Annotated in this window: 16 protein-coding genes and 1 pseudogene; 2 read left to right on the top strand and 15 right to left on the bottom strand. The window is 62.9% G+C overall.

All coding sequences use genetic code 11. The features are described 5' to 3' along the window. Positions 1–36: 36 nt before the first annotated feature. The gene (gene pip, locus BN1079_RS12075) at positions 37–1,008 is read left to right on the top strand and encodes a prolyl aminopeptidase (protein ID WP_037024686.1); all 972 of its coding nucleotides are present in this window, start codon (positions 37–39) and stop codon (positions 1,006–1,008) included. Beyond that, positions 1,008–1,445, top strand: coding sequence for a D-aminoacyl-tRNA deacylase (gene dtd, locus BN1079_RS12070; RefSeq protein WP_037024685.1), 438 nt, complete (start codon positions 1,008–1,010; stop codon positions 1,443–1,445). Before pip ends, dtd begins: the two co-directional genes overlap by 1 nt. A gap of 211 nt (positions 1,446–1,656) precedes the next feature. Here dtd and BN1079_RS12065 read toward each other — a convergent pair whose 3' ends face one another. The 15 genes and pseudogenes from BN1079_RS12065 to hslV all read right to left on the bottom strand — a co-directional run bounded on the left by BN1079_RS12065 (position 1,657) and on the right by hslV (position 12,968). Beyond that, positions 1,657–2,076, bottom strand: a complete 420-nt coding sequence (locus tag BN1079_RS12065; RefSeq protein ID WP_037024682.1) for a UPF0158 family protein — start codon at positions 2,074–2,076, stop codon at positions 1,657–1,659. Positions 2,077–2,197: 121 nt separating this feature from the next. Continuing rightward, on the bottom strand, positions 2,198–2,911 hold the full coding sequence (locus BN1079_RS12060; protein ID WP_037024681.1) for a 16S rRNA (uracil(1498)-N(3))-methyltransferase: 714 nt from the start codon (positions 2,909–2,911) through the stop codon (positions 2,198–2,200). Beyond that, positions 2,908–3,708: a twin-arginine translocase subunit TatC gene (tatC, locus tag BN1079_RS12055; protein WP_037024679.1), complete on the bottom strand. Its 801-nt coding sequence runs from the start codon at positions 3,706–3,708 to the stop codon at positions 2,908–2,910. The genes BN1079_RS12060 and tatC overlap by 4 nt, the downstream gene beginning before the upstream one ends. After that, positions 3,705–4,100 (bottom strand): Sec-independent protein translocase protein TatB, encoded by a 396-nt coding sequence (tatB, locus tag BN1079_RS12050; RefSeq protein WP_037024677.1) that lies wholly within the window; start codon positions 4,098–4,100, stop codon positions 3,705–3,707. The genes tatC and tatB overlap by 4 nt, the downstream gene beginning before the upstream one ends. A gap of 3 nt (positions 4,101–4,103) precedes the next feature. Then, positions 4,104–4,334 (bottom strand): twin-arginine translocase TatA/TatE family subunit, encoded by a 231-nt coding sequence (gene tatA, locus BN1079_RS12045; RefSeq protein WP_037024676.1) that lies wholly within the window; start codon positions 4,332–4,334, stop codon positions 4,104–4,106. Positions 4,335–4,355: 21 nt separating this feature from the next. After that, positions 4,356–4,688: a phosphoribosyl-ATP diphosphatase gene (locus BN1079_RS12040; RefSeq protein ID WP_037024674.1), complete on the bottom strand. Its 333-nt coding sequence runs from the start codon at positions 4,686–4,688 to the stop codon at positions 4,356–4,358. Further along, a complete protein-coding gene (gene hisI / locus BN1079_RS12035; RefSeq protein ID WP_265332968.1) occupies positions 4,681–5,100 on the bottom strand; it encodes a phosphoribosyl-AMP cyclohydrolase in 420 nt (139 codons plus the stop codon). The genes BN1079_RS12040 and hisI overlap by 8 nt, the downstream gene beginning before the upstream one ends. 25 nt (positions 5,101–5,125) lie before the next feature. Continuing rightward, positions 5,126–6,736, bottom strand: coding sequence for a ubiquinone biosynthesis regulatory protein kinase UbiB (gene ubiB, locus BN1079_RS12030; protein ID WP_037024671.1), 1,611 nt, complete (start codon positions 6,734–6,736; stop codon positions 5,126–5,128). Continuing rightward, positions 6,733–7,356, bottom strand: a complete 624-nt coding sequence (locus tag BN1079_RS12025) for a ubiquinone biosynthesis accessory factor UbiJ (protein WP_037024669.1) — start codon at positions 7,354–7,356, stop codon at positions 6,733–6,735. The genes ubiB and BN1079_RS12025 overlap by 4 nt, the downstream gene beginning before the upstream one ends. Beyond that, the gene (ubiE, locus tag BN1079_RS12020) at positions 7,356–8,126 is read right to left on the bottom strand and encodes a bifunctional demethylmenaquinone methyltransferase/2-methoxy-6-polyprenyl-1,4-benzoquinol methylase UbiE (protein ID WP_037024667.1); all 771 of its coding nucleotides are present in this window, start codon (positions 8,124–8,126) and stop codon (positions 7,356–7,358) included. The genes BN1079_RS12025 and ubiE overlap by 1 nt, the downstream gene beginning before the upstream one ends. A gap of 119 nt (positions 8,127–8,245) precedes the next feature. After that, positions 8,246–8,950, bottom strand: a complete 705-nt coding sequence (locus tag BN1079_RS18040) for a methyl-accepting chemotaxis protein (protein WP_414860265.1) — start codon at positions 8,948–8,950, stop codon at positions 8,246–8,248. A gap of 153 nt (positions 8,951–9,103) precedes the next feature. Beyond that, a pseudogene (locus BN1079_RS18035) lies at positions 9,104–10,069 on the bottom strand (methyl-accepting chemotaxis protein); the annotation flags it as partial. A 350-nt stretch (positions 10,070–10,419) separates the two neighbouring features. After that, complete coding sequence (locus BN1079_RS12010; protein ID WP_037024663.1) at positions 10,420–10,794, bottom strand: gamma-butyrobetaine hydroxylase family protein; 375 nt, start codon at positions 10,792–10,794, stop codon at positions 10,420–10,422. A 185-nt stretch (positions 10,795–10,979) separates the two neighbouring features. Further along, positions 10,980–12,320 (bottom strand): ATP-dependent protease ATPase subunit HslU, encoded by a 1,341-nt coding sequence (gene hslU, locus BN1079_RS12005; protein WP_037024662.1) that lies wholly within the window; start codon positions 12,318–12,320, stop codon positions 10,980–10,982. Positions 12,321–12,431: 111 nt separating this feature from the next. Continuing rightward, positions 12,432–12,968 carry an ATP-dependent protease subunit HslV gene (gene hslV / locus BN1079_RS12000; protein WP_037024660.1) on the bottom strand — a complete coding sequence of 179 codons (537 nt, stop codon included), beginning with the start codon at positions 12,966–12,968 and terminating at the stop codon, positions 12,432–12,434. Positions 12,969–13,044 lie beyond the last annotated feature (76 nt).

Below are 13,044 nucleotides of genomic sequence, written 5' to 3'. Positions count from 1 at the left end.
TGCCTGGACCCCGCAGCACAGAACCTGGAGTGTGCCATGCAGACCTTGCACCCGGAGATCAAACCCTACGCGCGGCATGAGCTGGCGGTCGAAGCGCCGCATGTGCTTTATGTCGACGAAAGCGGTTCGCCGGGAGGTCTGCCAGTGCTGTTCGTGCACGGTGGCCCAGGTGGCGGCTGTGATGCGCTGAGTCGGCGCTTCTTCGATCCCAATCTGTACCGCATCATCACCTTCGACCAGCGCGGCTGCGGACGCTCGACGCCCCATGCCAGCCTGGAGAACAACACCACCGCACACCTGATCGCCGACATGCAGCGCATCCGCGAATATCTCGGGATCGACAAATGGGTGCTGTTCGGCGGTTCATGGGGTTCGACGCTGTCGCTGGCGTATGCCCAGGCATATCCGGAAAATGTCCATGCGCTGATCCTGCGCGGCATCTTTCTCTGTCGGCCCCAGGAGCTCTCCTGGTTCTACCAGGAAGGCGCCAGCCGTCTGTTTCCGGATTACTGGCAGGATTTCATCGCACCGATCCCTCCGGAAGAGCGCGGTGATCTGATGCAGGCGTACTACAAGCGCCTGACCGGTACCGACCAGATTGCCCAGATGTATGCGGCCAAGGCCTGGTCCTGCTGGGAAGGACGCACTGCCACGCTGCGCCCCAGCCATGATGTGGTGGAACATTTCGCTGATATCCACCGGGCCCTGGCCATGGCCCGGATCGAGTGTCACTACTTCGTCAATCAGAGCTTTCTAGAACCCAATCAGCTGCTGCGGGACGTTCACAAGATCGCGCATCTGCCGGGGATCATCGTGCACGGTCGCTACGACGTCATCTGCCCGCTGGAAAACGCCTGGCAGCTGCACGAAGCCTGGCCCGGCAGCGAACTGCAGATCATCCGTGAAGCCGGCCATTCGGCGACCGAACCGGGTATTTGCGATGCGCTGGTGCGTGCCGCCAACGATATTGCGCACCGGCTGCTCGACCTGTCTCCCGAGGACGCCTGATGAGGGCACTGATTCAGCGGGTCCGTCAGGCGCGGGTCGAGGTGGACGGCGAGATCGTCGGGGCCATCGACCAGGGATTGCTGGCCTTGATTGGAGTCGAGCGTGAGGATGACCGGGCGCGTGCGGACAAGCTGTTGCACAAGCTGCTGCGCTATCGGGTATTCGCCGACGAAGCGGGGCGGATGAATCGCTCCCTTGCCGATATCGGCGGTGGCCTGCTGCTTGTTTCCCAGTTCACTCTGGTTGCCGATACCCGCAGCGGCTTGCGCCCGAGCTTCTCCAGCGCGGCGTCGCCGGCCATGGGTGAGGAGCTTTACGAATACCTGCTGGCCCAGGCGCGCCAGCAGCATCCCCAGGTTGCCTGCGGTCGCTTTGGCGCCGATATGCAGGTGTTCCTGCAAAACGATGGCCCGGTGACCTTTCTGCTGGAGAGTTGAGGGTTGTGGCTGGGCGGTGAGGACTGAGCGTGCGCTGCTCCTAGGTCCGTCCCCTCACCCCGGCCCTCTCCCGTAGGGAGAGGGAGTTAGCCGGGTAAAACCTTCCTGATAGAGAAAGGTGAGCCCTGCACTTGGCTTGCTCCCAATGCTGCAGCAGTCCCCTTTCCCCTTGGGAGAGGGCTAGGGTGAGGGAGCAGGCCGTACTCATCACCTACCGCCCCGATGGCTCCAATCCATTCTCATGCAGCCAGTTGATGGCATATTCCCGCAGCTGAGCGGTCTGGTAGTCCAGCCAGGCCTGGCGTACCGCCGGAAACTCTTCCAGCTTGAAATCGAAGGTGCGCAGCGGCTTCCGGCCCCGTAACGCAGTGTTCAATACGGCATATGCACTGGGGTTGTGCTGGGTGAGCAGAAAGTCTTCGCGCATGGCGATCGACTGCTGAAGGTCGAGAGGTTCGATGTGCAGATAGCGGCCGGGCTGGACGTCGTATTTCTCGTTGGCGCTGGGCGGTGCTTCCCCGGGGAAGACGGCGCGGATATCCCCGCTCTCCAGATCCAGATAATGGGTGCAGGCGTCACGGGCATCCAGTGCATATTCGAGACGGTGCAGATCAATGGTCATCGGGCGCATGGCAGGCTCTGCTTATTAGGACTCAGTGGCTCTGACCCAATTGCATGCATTGCGTGCATTACATTCATCGATACTGGTTGGCATTCTGACGAGATGACTGCGGCGCCGCTCGTAAAGCCTTTTAGAACAGACGTGCCAGCAGCGCACTGACGGCGGTCTCCACTCGCAGGATGCGCTCGCCCAACTGCACCGGCTGCAACCCGGCCTCGGCCAGCTTCTGCACTTCATAGGGAATCCAGCCGCCTTCCGGGCCGATGGCCAGGGTTACCGGCTGGTCGAGGGGCAGGCCGCGCGGGCAGGGCGGAAAGTCACCAGGGTGGCCGACCAGTCCCAGGCTGCCGGCGGCGAGCAGTGGCAGGCGATCCTCGACGAAGGGCTTGAAGCGTTTTTCGATGATGACCTCGGGCAGCACGGTGTCGCGTGCCTGCTCAAGGCCGAGTATCAGCTGCTCGCGAATGGCTGGCTGCTCCAGGAAGGGCGTCTGCCAGAAGCTCTTCTCCACCCGGTAGCTGTTGAGCAGTACCAGTCGCGGAACGCCCATGGTGGCCACCGTCTGCAGTACGCGGCGCAGCATTTTCGGTCGCGGCAGCGCCAGCAGCAGAGTAATTGGCAGCTTGACCGGAGGTGGCTGATCGAAACTCACTTGAAGTTCGGCTGAGCCGGCGTCCAGCCGCAGCAGTCGGCCTTCGCCCATATCGCCGCCGATCAGGCCAACCCGCAGAGATTCACCGGCCTCGGCGCGGTGAACCTCCTGCAGGTGCTTCAGCCTGCGGCCATCCAGCAGTACACGGTCGGCAGCAACAAAATCCGCCGGCTCCAGCAACAGCAGGTTCACGGGCGGGAAACGGGCGGTTGGTCGCGCTCGGGCTTGTCTTCCTCGGCGTCGCCGCGGAAGGCCGGCTCGCGCTTGCTGATCATGCTGCCGCAGATCACCCCGGCCTCGAACAGTAGCCACATGGGTACGGCGAGCAGGGTTTGCGAGAAGATGTCGGGCGGCGTCAGCACCATGCCGATCACGAAGCAGCCGACCACGACGTAGGGGCGGCTCTTGCGCAGCGTAGCGACATCGACGATGCCGACCCAGATCAGCAGGAAGGTCGCCACGGGAATCTCGAAGGCCACGCCGAAAGCGAAGAACAGCGTGAGCACGAAATCCAGGTACTGGCCGATATCGGTCATCATCGCCACGCCTTCGGGCGTTACGCTGGCGAAGAAGCCGAACATGATCGGAAACACCACGAAATAGGCGAAGGCCATGCCGGCGTAGAACAGGACGATGCTGGAAATCAGCAGCGGCACGGCGATGCGCTTTTCATGCTTGTACAGGCCGGGCGCGATAAAGCCCCAGATCTGGTGCAGGATGATCGGCATCGCCAGGAACAGCGAGACCATCAGGGTCAGCTTGAACGGCGTCAGGAACGGCGATGCGACGCCCGTGGCGATCATGGTCGCCCCTTCCGGCAGGTACGAGCGCAACGGCGCGGCCACCAGTGCGTAGATCTGCTGCGAGAAGTAGAACAGACCGGCAAACAGCAGGAAGATCGCTATCACGCAGCGCATCAGCCGCTTGCGCAGCTCGGTCAGATGAGCGATCAGGGGCATTTCCTGATCGGTGCCAGTATCGTGACTCATGGTTCTTGGGATCTGTCCGGGCGAGGAGCGGGAGGCGGTTCGACAGCCTTCACAGGCTCGGTCGGCTGGGCTGGTTCGGTTGGCTCAGGCGGAGCCGGTTTGGTCGGTTCGCTGGAGTTCTGGGTGATGCTGGTTACCGGAGCGGTGAGGTTCTGCTTCATCGCCTGCATTTCTTTTTCCAGGTCGAGAATGCGCTCATTGTGCAGCTGGCGGCGGATTTCATCGGCGCCGATCTCGCGCTCCACCTCGGCCTTGATGTTGCTGAAGCTGCGCTTGAGGCGACCGATCCACAAACCGGCGGTGCGCACGGCGCCGGGCAGACGCTCGGGGCCGAGGACGACCAGCGCCACCAGCCCCACCAGGAGCATCTCCATGAAGCCGATATCGAACATGCCTCAGTTCTTCTTGTTCGGTTCTTCGACCTTACGGGCCTCGGCGTCGATGGTGTGGCTCTGCTTTTCCTCGACGCTGGGCTTTTCTTCATCGGTGCCCATGGATTTGCGGAAGCCCTTGATCGCATCGCCCAGGTCAGAACCCAGGCCCTTGAGGCGCTTGGTGCCGAACAGCATGATCACGATCAGCAGGATAATCAGGAGTTGCCAGACGCTAATTCCACCGAAACCCATGATGCTATCTCCGAAAATAAATCAGTTATGCGGGCGCGCGGCTTTTTCCGCGTGTCCGGAAAGGCCGAAGCGGCGGTCCAGCTCGTCCAGTACCGCTTGGGGGTGCTGGTCGAGAGCGGCCAGCATGACCAGACTGTGAAACCACAGGTCGGCAGTCTCGCCGATCAGCTCGCGGGCGTCGCCGCTGGTGGCAGCATCCTTGGCGGCAAGGATGGTTTCCACCGATTCCTCGCCAACCTTTTCCAGAATCTTGTTCAGGCCCTTGTGATACAGGCTGGCCACGTAGGAGCTGTCCGGTGCGGCGCTCTTGCGCGCTTCCAGTACCTCGGCCAGACGGGCGAATGTGTCACTCATGCTTGCGCTCCGCATAGATGGCGTGCGGGTCCTTGAGGACCGGTTCGACGGTTTTCCACTCGCCGTTTTCGAATACCCGATAGAAGCAGCTGTGCCGCCCGGTGTGGCAGGCAATGCCGCCCAGCTGTTCGACCATCAGCACGACCACATCGGCATCACAGTCCAGGCGCAGTTCGTGCAGCTTCTGAATATGACCGGACTCCTCGCCCTTGCGCCACAGCTTGCCGCGTGAACGCGACCAGTAAATGGCGCGGTTTTCCTGCGCGGTCAGCGCCAGTGCTTCACGGTTCATCCAGGCCATCATCAGGATACGCCCGGTCTGGTAATCCTGCGCGATGGCAGGAACCAGGCCATCGGCGTTCCACTTGATCTCGTCCAGCCAGTTCATCGAATTCTCCGCTGATGTTGCCAAGTGTGCCAGCCCGAATCGGTCGTGGCTATCGGCGCACAACGATGTACGCCCCGGCCCCGAGCATCACCCACGCCGGCCAGCTGTCAACGGCAACCAATGCCTCGCTGCCAGCCGCCAGAACGGCGCCGCCGGCGAGCAATGCTGCGCCAATCAGCCGCAGCAGCCAGCCACGGCGATGTTCGCGCCAGGGCGGGGCCGGGTTGTCGGCATGGGGTTGGGACATGTGTTCGAGCAGCTCCCGGGCCATGCTGGCCAGATGCGGGATCTGCTCGATCTGGCCCTGCACGTTCTTCAGGATCTGCTTGGGGCTCATGCGCTCGCGCATCCAGCGCTCCAGGTAGGGTTGGCCGGTGCTCCACAGGTCCAGGTCGGGATACAGCTCGCGGCCCAGGCCTTCGATGTTGAGCAGGGTCTTCTGCAGCAGCACCAGCTGCGGCTGCACCTCCATGTTGAAGCGCCGGGCCACCTGGAACAGGCGTACCAGAAGCTGGCCGAAGGAGATGTCCTTGAGCGGCTTCTCGAAGATGGGCTCGCAGACGGTACGGATCGCCGCCTCGAACTCGTTGACCTTGGTTTCCGCTGGCACCCAGCCCGAATCGATGTGCAGTTGCGCGACCTTGCGGTAGTCGCGCTTGAAGAAGGCCATCAGGTTGCGCGCCAGGTAATCCTGATCCTCGGGGGTGAGGCTGCCGACGATGCCGAAGTCCACGGCGATGTACTGCGGGTTCCACGGCTGCTGGGTGCTGACGAAGATGTTGCCGGGGTGCATGTCGGCGTGGAAGAAGCTGTCGCGGAACACCTGGGTGAAGAAGATCTCCACGCCGCGCTCGGCCAGCTGCTTCATGTCGGTGCGCTGTTGGGCCAGCTGTTTCATGTCGGTGACCGGCACGCCGTAGATGCGCTCCGTCACCAGCACCTGCGGACGGCAGTAATCCCAGTAGACCTGAGGCACATAAAGCAGCGGCGAGTTCTGGAAGTTGCGCCTCAGCTGGCTGGCATTGGCGGCCTCGCGCAGCAGGTCGAGCTCGTCATGGATGGTCTTGGCGTAATCCTCGACCACCTCCACCAGATGCAGGCGGCGGGCGTCGACCGAGGCGCGTTCGGCGCCTCTGGCGAGCATGAACAGCCAGGCCAGATCCTGGTTGATGATCGGCTTGAGATTGGGCCGTACCACCTTGACCACCACCTCTTCGCCGCTGCGCAGGCGTGCCGCGTGCACCTGCGCCACCGAAGCCGAGGCCAACGGCGTGCTCTCGAAGTGCGCGAACACCTCGTCCACCGGTGCGCCCAACTGGCGTTCGATCAGGCTGATGGCGGTGGCCGAGTCGAATGGCGGGACGCGGTCCTGCAGCAACGCCAGCTCTTCGGCAATATCCAGCGGCAGCAGATCGCGACGGGTCGAGAGAATCTGCCCGAACTTGATAAAGATCGGCCCGAGGCCTTCCAGCGCCAGGCGCAGGCGTGCGCCACGGGACAGCTCGCTGCGCCGGCGTGGCAGCCAGCGCCAGGGCAGCAGATAGCCGCTGGTGCGCAGCCACCAGGGCATCGGCAGATCGAGGATGAGATCATCCAGGCGGTAACGAATCACCACCAGCAGGATGCGGAACAGGCGGCGGGTGGCGGCAAACAGCTTCATTCGGCTTGATCTGGCTGCAGAGAGTGAGTGAGGCGCTCGACCCGGGCTTCGAGGCGGTCGAGTGCCAGCTTGAGCCGGTCGATCTCGTCAAAGCGGGCTTGCGCTTCGTTGTTGCCGACCAGGGTGCGGGATTCTTCGGCGAGGTAGTCGGCCAGGCTCAGGCGCAGGCTGCTGCCGCTCTGTCGGGCCCAGGCCAGAGGCCTGCGCAGGCTGCTACCGAGCATCTGGCTGGCGACCGGGCCGAGCCAGCGCGATACCTCGTATTCCCAGTCCAGCTCCAGGTCCTGCAGCACTTCGGCAAGCTGCATCAGCAGCGCGCTGTCGCCGTCGATCTCGACTTCCGGACCGTGCAGCACGGCGGTCTTGTTGCGGCTCAGGGCCAGCTGCGCCAGGCTCGAAGCCGGCGCACGCAGGCGACAGTCGGGCTCGCTGCCCCAGTCCGTCGCCAGCCGCAGGCCTTCGCCGTCGGCAAGCACGAACAGGCGCCAGGCCGGCGCCGTGCAGTCGATCTCAATGACGCGCCCGCTCAGTCGAGCCAACCGCGGCAGGGCAGTCGGGTCGAGGCTGAGCACGCGATTGATGCCGCGTTCGGCTGCGGCCAGCACGGCAAGCTGCAGCATCAGGGTTTGATGCCGCGGTGCAGGGCGACGATGCCGCCGGTCATGTTGTGGTAGGTCACGCGCTCGAAACCGGCGGCGGCCATCATGCCCTTGAGGGTTTCCTGGTCCGGGTGCATGCGGATCGACTCGGCCAGGTAGCGGTAGCTGTCGGCATCGTTGGTGATCAGCTTGCCCATCATCGGCAGCAGGCTGAACGAATAGGCGTCGTAGGCCTTGGAGAACAGTTGATTGGTGGGCTTGGAGAACTCCAGCACCAACAGGCGCCCGCCCGGCTTGAGCACGCGCAGCATGGAGGCGATGGCGTCTTCCTTGTGGGTGACGTTGCGCAGGCCGAAGGCAATGGTGACCACATCGAAGTGGTTGTCCGGGAAGGGCAGCTTCTCGGCGTCGGCCTGAACGAAGCTGATATTGCCGGCCACGCCCTTGTCCAGCAGCTTGTCACGGCCAACCCTGAGCATCGAAGCGTTGATGTCGGCCAGCACCACTTCGCCGGTGGGGCCGACGATGCGCGAGAACTGCCGCGCCAGATCGCCCGTGCCGCCGGCGATATCCAGTACGCGATTGCCGTGGCGCACCCCGGACAACTCGATGGTAAAGCGCTTCCAGAGCCGGTGTACGCCGCCGGACATCAGGTCGTTCATCAGGTCGTACTTGGCGGCTACCGAGTGGAAGACTTCGGCTACCTTGTGGGCTTTTTCGCTCTCCGGCACGTTCTTGTAGCCGAAGTGGGTGATGGGTTCTGCGTCATGCTCTTTGCGAGGATCGGTCATGTCACTGTCACCGGAAGAATGTGCCGAGCATTCTAAACCGAAAAGGGCGCGACAAGCTTCAAAGCACGGGCTCCACGGGCCGGACCTGCCGCGGCTGGCAGGTCCGGTGCAGTTATGAATCAGAGACGGAAGCGCCCAATCTGCTGCTGCAGAGCATTACCCAGCTGAGCCAGCTCGGTACTGGCCCGCGCTGTTTCGTCGCTGGCGGTGGCGGTCTGCATGGAAATGTCGCGCACGCTGATGACGCTGCGGTTGATTTCCTCCGCCACTGCGCTCTGCTGCTCGGCTGCCGCTGCGATCTGCTGGTTCATGCCCTGAATTGAGGAGACGGTGCGCGCGATCTGTTCCAGGGCCTGGCCGGCGCTGCGGGTCAGCTCCACGGTGCTGGCGCTCAGCTGCTGGTTGTCCTGCATAAGCCGGCTGGCGTTTTCGGAGCTGACATGCAGGGTGCCGATGAGCTTCTCGATCTCCTCGGTGGAGCTGCGGGTGCGTTGGGCGAGGCCGCGCACTTCATCGGCGACCACTGCAAAACCGCGCCCGGCTTCGCCCGCGCGGGCGGCTTCGATGGCCGCGTTAAGGGCTAGCAGGTTGGTTTGCTCGGCGACCTCCTTGATCACATCCAGCACGCTGCCGATGGCGTCGCTGTCACGGCGCAGATGCGACATGGCTTCGCTGGTGCGGTCCACCTGTGCTGCCATCTGTTCGATCTGTGTCAGTGCTTCGCCGACCACCCGCTCACCTTCGTTGGCTTGCTGATCCGCGACGGAAGTAGCCTGGGCGGCTTCGACCGCATTGCGCGCGACGTCTTGTACGGTTGCGGCCATTTCGTTCACCGCTGTGGCCACCTGATCGGTCTCCTGACGCTGGTCGTTGACCCCGGCGCTGGTTTGCTCGGTTACCGCGGACAGCTCTTCGGCCGCGGCGGCGATCTGTGTCGCGCTGCTGTCGATGTTGCCGATCAGGCTGCGCAGACTGCGGCGCATGTCCTGCATGGCGTATTCCATCTGGCCCAGCTCGTCGCGGGCGTAGTCAGCATCTTCCCCGCCGAGGTCGCCGTCAGCGATGCGTTGCGCCATGCCCAGCGTATGACGCAGTGGCATGACGATCTGGCGGGCGATAAACCAGGCTGTCACCACACCCAGCAGAATGCTGGCCAGGGCAGTCAGCAGCGTCTGGGTGCGTGCCTGCTGCGAGTCGGCAAGCATCTTGCGCTGCTGATTCAGGTACATGCGGTTGCTGGTCTCCAGTAGCCCGGTGATGCCCGCCTGCAGCTCACCGCGCGCGGCGAGGGTGGTTTCCATGCCCACCTTGAAGGCGTCGATGGCTTCACGATAGTGATCCAGGCTGGCGGCCATCCGCAGCAGCTGGGTCTGCTGGTCGACGGGGAGCAGGCTGCGCAGCTGGGCGGCTTGCTGGTGCGCCCGGTCGAGACCGGCGAAAGCGATCTGCGCAGCTTCTTCGGTTAGCTGAAAGACGTATCCACGCACCATGTAGCGGGTTTCCAGCACGCGTCGAGTCAGTTCGGCCAGCGCGCGGGCCTGCTGGACCACAGCGTAATCCTCGGGCGTGCGCTCAAGCGCGTCGAAGATTTGCTCTTCCAGCTCGCCCAGCGCCGTCAATGCCTGCCCGGCACTGCTGACCATTACGGCACGGCTCTGCTCGCGATTTTCGCGGGCTTGCTGTAGCGCCTGAAAGGCCTGCTCTATGGCGGAGATATTTTCCAGTAGGGCGGCGACGTCGCGTTGATCATCGGCGGAAGTCAGCGTGGTGCTGATGGCCTCCACATGCCGGCGGATCTCGTCTGCACGGCTGCGTACTGCTTCGGCGTGGCTTTCGCTGGCGTTCTGCTCGAACTGGGCACGGGCGGCGTTCAGGGTGTGAGACAGCTCCTGGATATCAGCCAGGGTCGTCTGCTTCTGGTTGCGCTCCAGCAAATTGCCCATGCTGGTGAAGGCGATGACTGACACCAGCAGTGTCAGCGCGATCATGAAACAGAAACCCAGCCCCAGCTTGCGCGTGATGGGCAGATTGTCGAAAAAACGGGACATGGCGAATGGCTCCGAGAGCAAGGACGCAGGCTAGTTGCCACTTTGTGGGGCGTGAATGCCCCTCAATGGTGCAGGCGGTTACCGGCTATAGCGGCCAGAAACACTGGTTTCTTTAGCTAATAGTCGGATAGCTCGTCGAAATTTGACCGGGCGGGCACGGTTTGACCGTGTGATAACAAGGCGGGCTGTCTGTCGTGCAGGCGAATCCGCCGCAAGGCGGCGGATTCGGCATTGACGGGTGTTCGTTAGAGCATGATCTTTACCGGAGAAATATCCGGATCACGGGATTTGCCGGCCTTGGCCAATTCATCGAGGTAGTCATCCCAGAGCTGTTGCTGGTTGCGCGACAGTTGGTCCAGGTAGTCCCAGCTGTACAGGCCGCTGTCGTGGCCATCGCTGAAAGTCAGTTTCAGTGCGTACTGTCCGGCCGGCTCCACGCCTTCGATGGCGACGTTGATCTTGCCGGTCTGCAACACCGGATTGCCGTGGCCTTGAACTTCGGCGGAGGGCGAAAGTACCCGCAGAAATTCGGCCGGCAGGCTGTAGCGCTCGTTGGGGCCGTATTCCAGCTCTAGTGTTTTCGAGGCCTTGCGGAGTTTGATTTGTGTGGGGATGCGCATGAGAAAAAACCGATGAGAGGCTGGAAGCTGGAGGCTGAACTTTCGCCCAACCGTAGCCTGGATTAGCCGTAGGCGTAATCCGGGGGCGAAGCGTCATCCGACGTGCAAGCCAGTAGCATCTTACACGCCGGAATCTACGATCGGCGGATCGGTTAAGCATTGATCCGCCCTACGCCTGGTCCTGCTTAAAGAATGTAACGCGACAGGTCTTCGTCTTCGGCCAGCTCGCCCAGGTGTTCGTTGACGTAGGCGGTGTCGATGCGGATCGGCTCGCCGTTCTGCTGGCCGGCCAGGTCACCGGCGCTGAAGGAGACTTCTTCAAGCAGGCGCTCAAGCAGAGTATGCAGGCGGCGAGCGCCGATGTTCTCGGTCTTCTCGTTGACCTGCCAGGCGATCTCGGCGATGCGCTTGATGCCGTCGGGCATGAATTCAATGCCCAGACCCTCGGTCTTGAGCAGCGCACTGTACTGCTCGGTGAGGGAGGCGTGCGGTTCGGTAAGGATGCGCTCGAAGTCTTCCGGCGACAGCGGCTTGAGTTCCACGCGGATCGGCAGGCGACCTTGCAGCTCAGGCACCAGATCGCTGGGCTTGGACAGGTGGAATGCACCGCTGGCGATGAACAGGATGTGATCGGTTTTGACCATGCCCAGCTTGGTGTTGACCGTGCTGCCCTCGATCAGCGGCAGCAGATCGCGCTGCACGCCCTCACGGGAAACGTCGGCGCCGCTGGTGTTGCCGCGCTTGGCCACCTTGTCGATTTCGTCGATGAAGACGATGCCATTCTGCTCCACCGCCTCCAGCGCACGGGCCTTGAGCTCTTCCTCGTTGACCAGGCGCGCGGCTTCCTCGTCGCGGACCAGCTTGAAGGCTTCCTTGATCTTCAGCTTGCGGCTCTTCTTCTTGCCCTTGCCCATGTTGGCGAAGAGGTTCTGCAGCTGGCTGGTCATTTCCTCCATGCCGGGAGGGGCCATGATCTCGACGCCGGCCGGGCTTTCCGCCACTTCGATTTCGATTTCCTTGTCGTCCAGCTGACCTTCGCGCAGGCGCTTGCGGAACAGCTGGCGAGTGTTGGAATCGGTGCTCGGCGCCGGGTCTTCGTTGAAGCCAGGGCGGGCCGGCGGCAGCAACGCGTCGAGAATACGGTCCTCAGCGGCGTCCTCCGCGCGGTGACGCATCTTCTGCACTTCCTGCTCGCGCAGCATCTTCAGCGCAGCATCGGCCAGATCGCGGATGATGGACTCGACATCGCGTCCGACATAGCCGACTTCGGTGAACTTGGTCGCTTCCACCTTGATAAAGGGCGCGTTGGCCAGCTTGGCCAGGCGACGGGCGATTTCGGTCTTGCCGACACCGGTGGGGCCGATCATCAGGATGTTCTTTGGTGTGACTTCAGGGCGCAGCTCGGCAGGCAACTGCATACGGCGCCAGCGGTTGCGCAAGGCGATGGCGACGGCACGCTTGGCGTCGTCCTGGCCGATGATATGGCGGTTGAGTTCGTGGACGATCTCGCGGGGCGTCATGGACATGGTGCGGTACTCCGGGAAGCTGGCAGCTGGTAAGCAGGCCGTTGATCAACCTAGGCCAGGCGGGCAGGACGAGGCGTCGTATGTCCGCGCAGGCAGTTTTTCATCGGTCTGTCAGACGGCGCTGTCCAGCTCCTCAATGGTCAGATTCTGATTGGTAAAGACGCAGATGCTGCCGGCGATGTTCAGCGCAGTCTCGGCGATTTCCTGGGCGGACATTTCTTCGCCACCCTTGCGCAGCAGAGCCATGGCTGCAGCCTGGGCAAAGCCGCCACCGGAGCCCATGGCGATCAGGTCATCCTCGGGCTGCACCACGTCGCCGTTGCCGGTGATGATCAGCGAAGCGTCCTTGTTGGCCACGGCGAGCATGGCTTCCAGGCGGCTCAGGGAGCGGTCGGTACGCCAGTCCTTGGCCAGCTCGACGGCGGCGCGCACCAGATGGCCCTGGTGCTTTTCCAGCTGGCCCTCGAAGCGTTCGAACAGGGTGAAGGCGTCGGCGGTGGCGCCAGCGAAGCCGGCCAGCACCTGGCCGTGATAGAGGCGGCGAACCTTTTTGGCGTTGCCTTTCATCACGGTATTGCCGAGGGAAACCTGGCCGTCGCCGCCCATGACGACTTTGCCGTTGCGGCGCACTGAAACGATGGTGGTCAAAGGAAAATCTCCACGCAGCGGGGCGATAAATGCCCGAATGCGGTTGATATGGGGGAGGCCTGCGGGCTTTTCAACC

The organism is Pseudomonas saudiphocaensis (genome assembly GCF_000756775.1).
Taxonomy (GTDB): domain Bacteria; phylum Pseudomonadota; class Gammaproteobacteria; order Pseudomonadales; family Pseudomonadaceae; genus Stutzerimonas; species Stutzerimonas saudiphocaensis.
Note: the sequence above shows the minus strand (reverse complement) of the source record. Positions and strands in the feature narration are given on the sequence as shown.